Genomic DNA, 13,949 nt, shown 5'->3' on the forward strand with positions numbered 1-13,949 from the left:
AGTTTTCAAGTAACCAATACCGGTACTGTGACCCTGTCCAATGTGTCGATCACTGACCCATTGGTTACAGTAAGCGGCACCATTGCAAGCCTTGCCCCTGCAGCGGTGGACACTGCAACTTTCAGCGCGACCTACATCATCACTCAAGCTGATGTTGATGCAGGAAATGTGACCAATCTGGCAACCGCCACTGGAACAGACCCTTCGGGTGGCACAGTAAGCGATACCTCCGATGACCCGACAACGGTGACTCCGGATGACTCCACTGTGGTTACATTCAACACAAACGGCACAATTGCCCTGACCAAAACAGCCACCTTCAATGATGCCAACAGCAACGGTTTTGCCGATGCTGGAGAAACCATCACGTATAGTTTTCAAGTAACCAATACCGGTACTGTGACCCTGTCCAATGTGTCGATTACCGATCCATTGGTTACAGTAAGCGGCACCATTGCAAGCCTTGCCCCTGCAGCGGTGGACACTGCAACTTTCAGCGCTACCTACACCATCACTCAGGCTGATGTTGATGCAGGAAATGTGACCAACCAAGCTCAGGTAACAGGTACCGATCCATCTAATAACCCGGTAACCGATATTTCGGATGATCCGACAACAGGCGTTGTTGATGATCCAACTCTAGTTAATTTACCTCCTTTTGGGGAGATTGCCCTGACCAAAACAGCCACGTTCAATGATGGCAACAGCAACGGTTTTGCCGATGCTGGAGAAACCATCACGTATAGTTTTCAAGTAACCAATACCGGTACTGTGACCCTGACAGGAATTACCATTACCGATCCATTGGTTACAGTAAGCGGCACCATTGCAAGCCTTGCCCCTGCAGCGGTGGATACTGCAACTTTCAGCGCTACCTACACCATCACTCAAGCTGATGTTGATGCAGGAAATGTGACCAATCTGGCAACCGCCACAGGAACAGACCCATCGGGCAACCCGGTAAGCGATACCTCCGATGATCCGACAACGGTGACTCCGGATGACTCCACTGTGGTTACATTCAACACAAACGGCACGATTGCCCTGACCAAAACAGCCACCTTCAATGATGCCAACAGCAACGGTTTTGCCGATGCTGGGGAGACCATCACGTATAGTTTTGAAGTGACCAATACGGGTACTGTGACCCTGACAGGAATTACCATTACCGATCCATTGGTTACAGTAAGCGGCACCATTGCAAGCCTTGCCCCTGCAGCTGTGGATACTGCAACTTTCAGCGCTACCTACACCATCACTCAGGCTGATGTTGATGCAGGAAATGTGACCAATCTGGCAACCGCCACAGGAACAGACCCATCGGGCAACCCGGTAAGCGATACCTCCGATGATCCGACAACGGTGACTCCGGATGACTCCACTGTGGTTACATTCAACACAAACGGCACGATTGCCCTGACCAAAACAGCCACCTTCAATGATGTTAATACTAATGGAATAGCAGAGGCTGGGGAGACCATCACGTATAGTTTTCAAGTAACCAATACCGGTACTGTGACCCTGTCCAATGTATCGATCACTGACCCATTGGTTACAGTAAGCGGCACCATTGCAAGCCTTGCCCCTGCAGCGGTGGACACTGCAACTTTCAGCGCTACCTACACCATCACTCAGGCTGATGTTGATGCAGGAAATGTGACCAATCTGGCAACCGCCACAGGAACAGACCCATCAGGAGGCACAGTAACCGATACCTCCGATGACCCGACAACGGTGACTCCGGATGACTCCACTGTGGTTACATTACTACAACCGTCTGGAGCAATTTCTTTAACGAAAAAAGGTCAATTTAATGATTTAAATAACAATGGTAGAGCAGAAACTGGAGAAACTATTACCTACACATTTGAAATTAGTAATATAGGAACTGTTGATTTATTTAATGTAGTTCTCGATGATCAACTTGAGGGTGTAATAATAACTGGAGAATCTATCCCTACACTTCCTGTTGGAGAAACAGATTCAACAACATTTAAAGGAACTTATGTCTTGACACAGGAAGATATTACTAGAGGACATATACTTAATCAAGCTACTGTTTTATCTAATACAGCAAAAGGACAAAAAGTTTCCGATAAATCTGACGACCCCACTACACCTACAGAAAAAGATCCAACTGTAATACATGTAAAAGCTTGTGATCTTATTGTATACGACATTGTTAGCCCAGATGGTGATGGCTCAAATGAAGAATTAGTAATTGAAGGGTTAGACTGTTATACTAGCAACAAAATAGAAATCTATAACAGATGGGGAATAAAAGTATTTGAAATGGAAAATTACGGAATAAACGGAAATGTATTCAATGGCTATTCTGATGGAAGAGCTACTTATCAAAGAGGTCAAAAACTTCCAACAAGCACATATTATTATATATTATTAGTAATTGATTCAAATAATACTGTCCATGAACAAACTGGTCCTATATATATTATCACAGATTAAAAAACATTAGAAAGTATGGAAAAAAGATTATTTATTCTTGTTATATTAATCTCATTGAATACTAGTTTTGTAAGAGGTCAGCAAGACTCACAGTTTACAAACTATATGTACAATACAATGAGTTTTAATCCCGCCTATACTGGCACAAGAGATGCGCTTAGTGTATTGGCTTTATATAGAAATCAATGGATGGGGATAGATGGCGCACCGGAAACTATAAATTTCTCAGCGCAAGCACCTGTTGGCAAAAAAGTTGGATTAGGAATTAATGTGATCAGCGACAAAATATTTGTGGTTAATGAATCCGTTATTGACCTAATGTTTAGTTATAAAGTCGATGTTTCCTATAGAGCAAAATTGTCTCTGGGAATTAAAGGAGGATTAAATATTTTTAATGTTGATTTCACTCAGGCCAACACAGGTCCAAAAGATCCAAATGATTTAAATCTCAGTATAACCAATGAAATATCGCCACAAGTTGGCGTGGGGGCATATTATTATACAGATACATTTTATACAGGTTTAAGTGTTCCAAATATAATTGAAACCAATCATTTTAATGATTCCGAACGCAATATAAAAACTGAACGTCTTCATCTTTATTATATTATTGGAAAAGTGTTTGAGCTAAATTCGAATCTAAAATTCAAGCCCTCAGGACTCCTGAAAATTGTAAGCGGGTCACCAATACAGGTCGATGTTTCAACAAACTTCATGGTTTATGATAAACTGACTCTTGGGCTAGCTTATAGATGGGATGCCGCTCTTAGCGCATTAGCGGCCTTTCAAGTGTCTGATAGATGGCTTATTGGTTATGCCTATGATTGGGAAACAACAAAATTATCCAATTATAATAGTGGATCGCATGAATTTTTCTTAAGATTTGAGTTAATAAACAAATCCAAATCAAGATTGGTAACACCAAGATTCTTCTAAATAAAAACTAATACCAATATGATGTTTTCTAAAAAAATAAATACAGTTTTTGTGTTTTTAATGTTCTTTACTATGAACAGCACAATAAATGCCCAGAATAAGGGGCTTGAAAAAGCAAATTTAGCATATAATAAATTTGCATTTATTAAAGCAATTGCATTATATGAGCAAGAGATTAGTAAAGGAAATACTTCTTTTGAGGTTTATTCTAAGCTGGGAAACAGTTATTACTTTAATGGAAATTATCCTGAAGCGATAAAAGCATATTCTAATATGATAGACCATTTAAACAATGTCGATTCTGAGTATTATTTTAGATATGCTCAAGCTTTAAATAGTACACAAAATTATAAAACAGCTGAAGAAGTCATAAAAAAATATTATAAAAGATCTGGTAAAAATGATATAAGTGATAACTGGAATGAGAATAAGTTGATGGAGTCTATCAAAAAACAGTCCAATCGTTATACGATTAATTCTGTAAGCATAAACACTCCATTTTCTGATTTTGGTACTGCTCTTTATGGTAAAGATAAAGTAATTTATGCCTCTGCAAAAGATACTGGAGTAATCATAAAACGCAAGCATAGCTGGAACGAAAAGTCTTTTTTAAAATTATATTCTGCAGATGTGACGATGGATGATGGATTACAGAATCCAGTTGTTTTAAAAGATGATATAAATACAAAGTATCATCAAAGCACACCTGCAATCACGAAAGATGGTAAGACAATGTATTTTACTAGTAATAATTATGCTGATGGAAAATTAGGAACAGATAAAGAAGGAACTTCTTATTTAAATATTTATGTGGCGCATAATGTTAATGGTGAATGGTCTAGTATTAAAAAACTTGCCTTTCCAGTGAATAGTGACAGTTTTTCATCAGCACATCCGGCATTAAGTGCAGACGAATCAAAACTTTATTTTGTTTCAGACAGGAACAATAAATTTGGGAATAGTGACATTTACGTACTTAGTCTTAATAAGGGAGGGTTTGTTGGAAATGATGTTAAAAAATTGGGGGATGAAATCAATACATTAGGACGAGAAACTTTTCCTTTTGTTGATGATACTGGTATTTTGTATTTTTCTTCAGATGGGCATCCTGGACTTGGGGGTCTTGACGTTTTTGCAGCGATTAAGGATCAGAAGGATAAATATCATGTTGTAAATGTGGGTGATGGTGTAAATTCTACTGCTGATGATTTTGGGTATGTAATAAAAAGGAGTACTAAAAAAGGTTATTTCTCATCTAACAGCAGTGGAAATGATGATATATATGGATTTACAGAAAACAAACCAATTGACTTTGGAATGAATATAAATCCTTTTGTCTTTGGGACAGTCCGCGATTTTGATACTAAAAAGGAGCTAGAAGGAGTGGTTGTCGAAGTATTTAATTTGGCAGATGAAAAAGTAAACATGGTTTATACGGATGCTGATGGCAACTATAAAGTAGAAGTTGAACCTTTAAAAGAATATAAATTTGTCTTTAAAAAAGAAAAGTATGCCCAAAAAACAGAACAGATTGAGCCGTTAAAACTATTAGGAAGTAAAGAGCTTTCTGTTGATTTAATTAATGAATGGGAAGTAATTGTTGATAATAAAAGAAAAGAAATAAAAGAAGGCATTGATCTTAAAGATGTTTTAAATTTAAATCCTATTTATTTTGATTATAACGGTTATAATATTCGAGAGTCTTCGAAACCTGAACTAGATAAGATTGTTGCATTAATGAGAGATAGACCTAAAGTTTCTTTACAAGTTAATTCACATACTGATAGTAGAGGCAGGGATGATTTTAACATGAAGTTATCTAATAATAGAGCTAAAGCAACAGTAAATTATATTATAGCTCAAGGAATTAATACTAACAGAATCACAGGAAAAGGATATGGGGAATCACGTTTGATTAATAAATGTTCAAATGGAGTATCATGTATGGAAGCTGAGCATCAGTTAAACAGACGTTCTGAGTTTATTGTAATTGTAAATGAACAATAGGAATAAAAAGAAAGTTTGAAGTCGGTATAAAAAAAGGGAATATTCATAAAAAAAATTACAGGAAAGGGATATGGAGAAGTGGACCCCATTAATAATTGCATAAAAACAGAGTCTTGTACTGAAGAGGAATATCATGTTAATAGAAGGAGTGAATTTATTATTAAATAATTGTAATTTGATTATTTTTTGCTTACTTTTACAGAAAAGTAATACAAACCAATAACTTGCTTTTTAGAGGAAATTAATTTCTAACTATTTCAAGACTTCGAGTATTGTTATGTCGAATATCAAAGAATGATGTCAAATAAGCTTTTAACATTTTATTAAAATGTTTTACATCAAATTATATTAAGACTTATGGAAACATAAAATGGAAGATTATGTTTTTATGGACGCCGCCCATCGTATTTATATGTTGGGCGGTTTTTTTTATCTCATAAAAAATTTATACAGAGAACAACCGATGAATATTATTTATATAATTCAAGTTGCTTGTTGAGACAGATGAGTTTAAATTGGTTATATCAGATGGAATGGAAGAAATATGTCCTTTGGTCATCATTTTGTATCTTTATTTGACTCAAGATATTCATGATTGATTTAGAAACTCATATATAATGTGAATCAAGGCTTGAAATAAAACACTGTTATTCTTCTGATTAGACCTGACAGGTTTTAAAAACCTGCCAGGTATCCGTTGAAAACCAAAAAATTACAGATTCAATCCATGATTTGCATATATATATAATTTTAGAAAAATGAGTATTGATAATTTAGTGTTACTTCATCATAACTTAATCCTTTATTCGTAAATGCTCCAACATGAAATTGTAATTTTATAGATTGATTTTTAGTTATAGGAGTTGAAAATATTCCTCCTACCCGCCAATTATCTAATTGACTATCTTGGGAAATGTCATCAATAATAGATCTTCCACCAACAAACCAATTTGAATTAAAACCTATCCACATTTTATTTTTAAAATAGTAACTGGCATGAGCCTGAAAACTAAAAGTTGGTTGTTGTGTTAATTCTTTTTTAACGAAATAATCATTATTTTGTGTATAAAACCAAACTCCCGTATAAAACTCAGCATAAAGATTTCTGAATCGTTTTGAAATTCCTATTTCCGGTTTAAATGCCCAACGATTTGCTCCGATATTCATTTTTTTATTACCATAATAATTGCCAGTCGGAATAGAAGTAACCAAACTTACTCCAAGTATTGTTTTTTGCTCAAAATTTTTAAAATCTTTAGTTTCGAGCGCAGGAGAACCTAATAAATTAAATCCAAAACGTATTTTTGCATCTCCAAAACCATTTCTTGAACCTGTTTTTACTCCTCCATATGTGTCTTCAATAGAACCGTCAACAAAGACATATGGAATTGTAACTTGTATACGTGCGAGTTTATTCGCCAGTCCAAAAGTATGAACATAACCTAAACCTATATTATGGCTCCTTATAATAAAATTAGCTATTGGTAAAGAAGGGTCTGTAAGAACATTACCATCTATAAATCCGTAACCAATTGCTATTACATTTAAATTTTTAGGAACATTTCCGTAAGCACGGGGTTCTAAATTCTGACTAGAAGCTGGAATAATAACTAATATAAAGACAATCAATAAAATAATTCTGTTCTTATTTAAAAGTGGTATTTGCATAGGTAAACTATTTAGATATTCATTTTTTTTCTGTAAATGTAATTTTTTTTCAAAAAAAATGCTCATCATACAAATCGTTTTATCTGAAGGCATCCCTAAAACTAATTTTAGGACCAATTTCATCTGTAAGTTTAAACTTATTTTGATATTATGTTTTAACTTTTGATAATTTTAATCCTTAACTTTATTGAAAATTGTAATTTGCCAATTAAAATTAAATACTAGATAAGTTTTACTAAACGAAACGTTAAAATTAAAATCCAACTTACAAGACATTAATAAACTCTGTTAATATTATGATTTATTTGCTTTTTTTTTGTAGGTTTGTTTGGCTTAATATTAGTCTTTCTTACATAAAAGTAAATAGTGAAGTTATCCTAATTTTAGGAGCTACAGTAATTTCTATAGAATTAATACTGCTATGTGTTAATCGAACAAAGCTAATTTTTTAGACATGATTCAAAATTAACTAGATGTTTTGTCTGGTAAAAAGTAAATTTTAATATTTTTCTAACATTAATTAATTAAAAAATGAAAAGCATAGTGAACTTGTTAAAAAAAGTAATTACATTAAACTTAATAGGATTATTTTTTCTGATTTCCCTTGAAAGTATCGCCCAACATCGTCCGAGTGGCGGTAAAGGAAATAAATCAACTGTAGTAAAATCTAAATCTTCAACTATTGGTGATAGAAAAACAAAAGGAAATAAAGCATCTGTTATTAAAAAAACAGACGGTAATAGTAAAACGGGAGCAAAAAAAACAACTAATAACAAAAAAACAAATACAGTAAATAGAAGTAATGTTGATAAAAGAAATACAAACATTAGTGGAAACACCGTTAATAGAAATACAAACAACGTAAATATCAATGTTAATAATAGTGTACATGTTCGTAACAACCGTAATACCATTGTAAGGCATGGTTCAAGACCTTATATGCGTCCACCCTACAGATACGGCGGTTATAGATACAATTGTTACCATCCATATTATCCTCGTCCTTACAGACCATTTTATTGGGGACCAGTTTGGCATCCTTGGGGATTTTTTATTACAACATTAACAGTTACTGCCATCGTTGTTAGCGTAGAAAGTACCCAATATCATTATGATCAGGGAGTTTGGTACACATCTTCCAGTGGGGGTTATACCGCTGTTCCTGCTCCAGTTGGAGGGACTATAAATAACATTCCGAGTGGTGCTGAAACTGTAAATACCGGAACGGTTAATAATTATTATTATGGAGGTACGTATTATGAAAAAGATGGAAGTAATTACAAAGTAGTTGCTCCAACTGCTGGGACATTGGTAGATAATTTACCTGAAGGAGGTGAAGAAGTTACTATAGGAAGCTCTAAATATGTAAAATTTGGAGAAACCTACTACCAGCCTGTTCAAGTTGACGGAAGAGACAAATATGAAGTAGTCTCAGTAGAAGAAGATAAATAATACAAACCACAAGAGCTGAAGCTATTTTTTCAACAAAAATATTTTAAATTCGACAAAAAAACAACAACATTTTATTATTATTTTAAAATAACACGGCTAATAACAATGTGCATGCACAAAAAAATAGGCACATTCAGAAGTAAGCTAATTTTTAGTATAGCATAAAAAAATGACTGATTTTGATTTAAAAAATCGGTCATTTTTAATTTTCAAGTTTTTTCAAGGATATATTTATGTAAAAAAATAGTTTTTCGTTCCCAACAAGACATATGTATCCCTTCGAATTATTTTTGTTTTGCAGGCTGCTATTTTTAGCTATTTTTTTTTTAAAATTCTTCTTCCGAATTCAAGAGCATTTGGAGTGTGGATTCTGAAGAAAATCCAAAGTATCTCGTTCTTTTGGGTTTTAGCTTAGATTTTTTTAAGTTAGAATGTTCTTTTTCGTTGCTAAAACTTCTTTCTAAACGTGTGGAGCGTTCTTTTTTGATTTCTTTGTCCAAAACTTTCCATTCCTCTTCATTTTTACCAGCCTTTCTTTATTTAACAAAATCGGTTTGAATTTTGCTGTTTGAGGTAAATGTTCAATTTTTGTTAGTAGCACAAATCGCATCAACTTCAAGCCTTTTTATTTTAGTTTTGGTGAGATTTTGCACGTAAAATACACTGCTTTGCAAACGGGTTCCTTCATTAAAAGCTCGATATTGATTGTGCTCAATAAAATTGATGCCATCTATTTGAACTTTGTTGACTTTAGCTCAAATTCCACCTATTTGATTTCTTTACCCCGAACAATCGGACGGATGTTACTTTTACTAATGCTTATAATCCTATCAGGAATTCTTTTTTTGTTTTTTTCGAATATTCATTATAGTGTCCAGACCAATCCAAATACTTGGTTCTATGCAATTTCATTTTAAGAGATTCCATTTGTTTGTAAACCCCTTTACAGATTCCCAAAGTAATCTTTGCGCGCATTCAGAAGTAAGGAGTTTTTTTTTGAAAAATATTTTTTTTAATTTAAAAGGCAACTTCAATAAAATCAATAACTTATTTTTTTTCTTGCTTTCAAACTCATAATCTAAAATAAAATAAAATTCTATGTTTTTATTAATCCCTGTGTTATCGGAGGTTCACTCTTTTTTTTTGTAAATTCAGAAGCAAGGAGTCTTTTTTATTGAATCATATACTGCAGAAATTCATCTTTCAAATAAAAATTGTCCAGTTCGGGCTTACTGCCTTTTCAGATGTCAACTCAAAAAAATAGAAAAACCCTTTTTTTGACTCTTTTTAAGCAATTTCGGGGTTTATTTCTTTTAATACAAAATCAGTAGCCTGATTTATTCTGAATGTGCTTCTTTGATTGGTTGAAAAACGTAATTCACTCTCATAACAAGTTGCATCGGTAAGCATTTTGTCCAAATTCATCATATTAAGGAATCCAACTCTTGGCTAGTATTTCCTGAGATTTTCTAATGTTTAAGTTCTTAGAAAGTTCCATTCAAATTTGGTTCACGAGTTTAAAATTAGTCAACGGCTCATCATTGGAAATCAAAATATTGCAAAAAAAAACTGCATAAATATATTTCCATTAAAAAGCTCGATCAATTTTTTATTTAAACAGCCCTAATAGTTTTTGAGTGTTCATAATAACCAGCTAAACAAGCAAGGAGTATTGAAAGCATAATCATAGAAACACTGTTTTCTTCTAGTATCATTACTGATATAGATGAAGAAACTATAACTAAACATTTCTATCACTAAAGTCTATTTTTTCATTAGCTTTATACAAAAGGTCACGCTTGTAACTCCGAATAACATCTATCACTAATTCTTTTGCTGTATGTTGCTCAAAACCTAAACAAATTAAATTGTTTATTTCGAGGTCAATGTCAAATTCTCCTACTTTTAACTTTTTTTTTAAGTCTTGTATCTCGCTATAAGTTAATTCATTATTCATGTTTTCTATGATTTTGAGGTATGTTAGAATGTGAATAAAAACATACAATATAATTGTTGTTTAATTAAGAAAACATCATAAGAGTTTTTAATTCATATAACAACTCTTTTTAACCAGATGTTTCTTGAAATATTTCTTCCTGTGCATATAATAACATTTAGACATATAATAATATATTTCACAAGTTTTAATAAATATACTATCAATAGCATCAATTGTTCAATAGAACAATCCCTTTAACATCATTCCAATGAGAATATCTTGGATGATTACAATTAAGTTTGTTCTATTTATTTTTTTGACTGTGCTTTCTTTTTTACCCGCCTTAGTGCAAACTAATTTACGAGAATTTGTGTAATTGGTAGTTAATGCAATTCAATGGTTAAAATAAAATACTGTTATTCTTCAGATTACCTTGCAGGTTTTAAAAACCTGTAAGGACATTTTTGAAAACCAAAAAGTTATAGATTCAATCCCTGATTCACATAGTTAATAAATATTCAACTTTGTAAATTATCAGCTCACCAACCAAATCTATGAACTCTTAGTTAATGGTATAGTTTTTTTTTGAAAAATACTATAAATTGGTAATAATAAACTCGCTTCGTCTGTTCATTTGATGTTGTGCTTCGCTACAAGGAACTCCGTTTGAGCAGTTATTTATAAGCTGTGTTTCTCCATAACCAATGGCACTTTCGATTCTTTCCGGAGCAATTCCCTGCGAGATAATATAATCCCTGGTTACTTTGGCTCTTCGGTCAGAAAGTTCAAGATTGTATTGATCCTTGGCTCTTGAATCCGTGTGAGATTCAATTTTAATTACTACACTTGGATATTGACTCATTAATAAAACCACTTTATTTAATTCTATTGCAGCGTCATATCGAATTACTGATTTATCCAGATCAAAGAAAATGATTCCGATTTTTATTTTCAATAAACCATCTTTTCTTTCTATAAGTGAAGGATCAAGACCAATAGGAACTTGGGTTATTCCGGAATTTTCTGGAGTGATAATTGCTTTGGTGCTTGTTGTAAAATTATCTTTTGCTGCTTCAATTGTATAAGGTGTATTACAATTGATGTTTTCTGTAAATTCAAATTTTCCATCTATTTTAGAAACAGTTTCGTCGACTTTTTGATTTTCACTGTTTTTGAGTGTTACAATTGCACCGGCAATTTTGTTGTTGGATATGGCATCAAAAACATAACCTTCAATAGATTGTGTGCAACTTCTTTCGAAAGAATAGATATCGTCGTCACCTTTTCCTGTTTTTCTGTTCGAACATACAAAACCTTTGTTGGTATCTTCGTTTATTATATAACCAAAATCATCTCTGTTGCTATTTAATGGTGCACCAAGATTATTTGGTGAATCGAAGATTCCGTCGTTTAATCGGCTTTCGAAAACATCAAGTCCGCCAAGACCTAAGAATCCGTCGGAAGAAAAATATAAAGCTTTATCTGTTATAAAAGGAAACATTTCTCGTCCGCTTGTATTAATTTTTTCGCCTAAATTCTTTGGATTAGAATATTGATCTTCACCTAAAATGTCAACAACAAAAATATCTGTGGATCCTAGTGTTCCAGGCATATCTGAAACAAAATATAATTTTTTTCCGTCTTTGCTTACAGAGGGTTGTCCAACAGAATAATTATCGCTGTTGAACGGAAGTTCTTTTACGTTTTCCCAACGAACCGTTTCATTGCCGTTTTCTACAGCTTTTGCTGAATATATTTTTAAATTATTAATTCCTTTGCCATCTCTTTTTAGTTTCCCATTATAATTATTTCGGGTAAAATAAATTGTTTTTTCATCTGGCGAAAAAGCAACACAGGCTTCATGAAATTGAGTTGTAATTTCTTTTCCAAAACGTTCTTTAAAAGTAACATTGGTTTGTGTTGGACTTATTTTTCCTAGTTGCATGTTTAAATATGGCTGATCGTTCCATCCGTATTTTGCTGTTTTTAGATAAGAAGAATCAACTGTTGTAGAATACACTAAATCGCCTTTGTAATACATAGGACCAAAATCTGAATAGGCCGAATTTATTTCGAGATTTTCGAGTATAAACTGTGGTTTTATTTTATTGATATCTTCGAGCGTTACTGTTTTAAGTGAAAAATTTTGAGCTCTCGAATCTGTTGTTTTTTGTTTTTCAGAAAAGTTTTTCATCCATTTTTTTGCCAGATCATAATTTTGAATTCCCTGTAAAGATTGGGCGTATCTAAAATAATACTCGGCTGGAACTTCGTTTGGATAATCTGCAAGCAGTTTTCCATACCATTTACTGGCACTTGTCATTTGTGTATTAAAATAATGTGCGTCTCCGATACGCTGTAAAATTTCTTTGGAGGTATCTCCATTTTTTATCGATAATTCATATGATTTTGCTGCTTCTATATAATACATTTTATCAAATAGAGCATCGGCCGTTTTGTTTTTGGTTTGCGAATAAATCATTTGCATTGCCAACAATAGCAGTATAGTAATTCTTTTTTTCATATAGCATAGTATTAAAAGAATCTTGGAGATTTTAATCCCTTTTTGCGTGATACTAATTCAAATCGAAGCATAATTTCGTGTGTGCCGCTATTATACGTTTGCAGTTCTGTTGTAGTATAATCATAGGCGTAAGCAACGAGAAACTGTGGCGTGATTTGCAAGGAGGCCATAGCACTTACTGAATCTCCAGTGCGGTATGATGCACCGAGAGTAAAAACATTATTGAACATAAAATTGGCCGAAAAATCAGCAATAAGAGGTGCTCCTGCAACATATTTTACCAAAGCAGCAGGTTTAAATTTTGTATGGGCTGAAAGATCAAAAACGATTCCTCCAATAAGATAAACATGCATTCTTTCGTTTACAAGATCATCGGCTATATCATCATAATCATATCTTTCTCGAGTCATAAAGTTAGGAATAGCTATTCCGATATAATCTCTTTCACCATGCCAATATAAACCAGCACCAACTACAGGTAAAAATTTATTGGTAATATTTTCACGAAACTGGGTATCAGGATCTCTGTGACTTCCTTTTGTCCAGTCTATATTGATTACTCTTCCTCCGCCTTTAATTCCAAAAGACAATTTATGTGTTTGTCCGGATTGGATTGTATAGGAGAAGTTAGCATCTATATATTGTTCTTCGGATGGGCCTATTTCTTCACTAACGACTGATAAACCCAAACCAACATTTTTCGCGACTGGTGTATCTAATGTGAAAGATTGTGTGTTTGGTGCTCCTTCGAGACCAACCCATTGTGTTCTATATATTCCGGTTATAGCTAAATGCCCTAAGGAGCCGGCATACGCAGAGTTTACACTTAGCGTATTATACATATACTGTGTGTATTGCGGATCTTGCTGTGCTGCAACACCAAATACAGAAAGCATCGTAATGATTGTGAAAATCTTTTTTATATTTTTAATCATAGCCAATTCTTATTTTGGTTAT

At 33.5% G+C, this 13,949-nt stretch carries 9 protein-coding genes; 4 read left to right on the forward strand and 5 right to left on the reverse strand.

Translation table 11 applies throughout. The features are described from left to right. The 3 genes from RB619_RS20770 to RB619_RS20780 all read left to right on the forward strand — a co-directional run. The coding region (locus RB619_RS20770) for a gliding motility-associated C-terminal domain-containing protein (protein ID WP_308101022.1) at window positions 1-2,466 on the forward strand (2,466 nt) is incomplete at its 5' end. A gap of 15 nt (window positions 2,467-2,481) precedes the next feature. After that, entirely contained in the window at window positions 2,482-3,402 is a 921-nt protein-coding gene (locus tag RB619_RS20775; RefSeq protein WP_308101023.1) for a type IX secretion system membrane protein PorP/SprF, read from the forward strand. A gap of 72 nt (window positions 3,403-3,474) precedes the next feature. Then, entirely contained in the window at window positions 3,475-5,409 is a 1,935-nt protein-coding gene (locus tag RB619_RS20780; protein ID WP_308101024.1) for an OmpA family protein, read from the forward strand. Window positions 5,410-6,159: 750 nt separating this feature from the next. Here RB619_RS20780 and RB619_RS20785 read toward each other — a convergent pair. Continuing rightward, window positions 6,160-7,170, reverse strand: a complete 1,011-nt coding sequence (locus RB619_RS20785) for a transporter (protein WP_308101025.1) — start codon at window positions 7,168-7,170, stop codon at window positions 6,160-6,162. A gap of 438 nt (window positions 7,171-7,608) precedes the next feature. On the opposite strand from RB619_RS20785, the gene RB619_RS20790 reads away from it, so the two are divergent. Further along, window positions 7,609-8,529: a DUF6515 family protein gene (locus RB619_RS20790; protein WP_308101026.1), complete on the forward strand. Its 921-nt coding sequence runs from the start codon at window positions 7,609-7,611 to the stop codon at window positions 8,527-8,529. Between the two features lie 1,287 nt (window positions 8,530-9,816). On the opposite strand, the gene RB619_RS20795 is transcribed toward RB619_RS20790, so the two are convergent. The 4 genes from RB619_RS20795 to RB619_RS20810 form a co-directional block, all read right to left on the reverse strand. After that, complete coding sequence (locus RB619_RS20795; protein WP_308101027.1) at window positions 9,817-9,957, reverse strand: hypothetical protein; 141 nt, start codon at window positions 9,955-9,957, stop codon at window positions 9,817-9,819. Between the two features lie 313 nt (window positions 9,958-10,270). Then, window positions 10,271-10,486: a hypothetical protein gene (locus tag RB619_RS20800; protein WP_308101028.1), complete on the reverse strand. Its 216-nt coding sequence runs from the start codon at window positions 10,484-10,486 to the stop codon at window positions 10,271-10,273. A 577-nt stretch (window positions 10,487-11,063) separates the two neighbouring features. Beyond that, the gene (locus RB619_RS20805) at window positions 11,064-12,992 is read right to left on the reverse strand and encodes an OmpA family protein (RefSeq protein WP_308101030.1); all 1,929 of its coding nucleotides are present in this window, start codon (window positions 12,990-12,992) and stop codon (window positions 11,064-11,066) included. 11 nt (window positions 12,993-13,003) lie between these two features. Continuing rightward, a complete protein-coding gene (locus RB619_RS20810; RefSeq protein WP_308101031.1) occupies window positions 13,004-13,927 on the reverse strand; it encodes a type IX secretion system membrane protein PorP/SprF in 924 nt (307 codons plus the stop codon). Between the last annotated feature and the right edge of the window lie 22 nt (window positions 13,928-13,949).

The organism is Flavobacterium sp. LHD-80, from assembly GCF_030929605.1.
In the GTDB taxonomy this organism is placed as follows: domain Bacteria; phylum Bacteroidota; class Bacteroidia; order Flavobacteriales; family Flavobacteriaceae; genus Flavobacterium.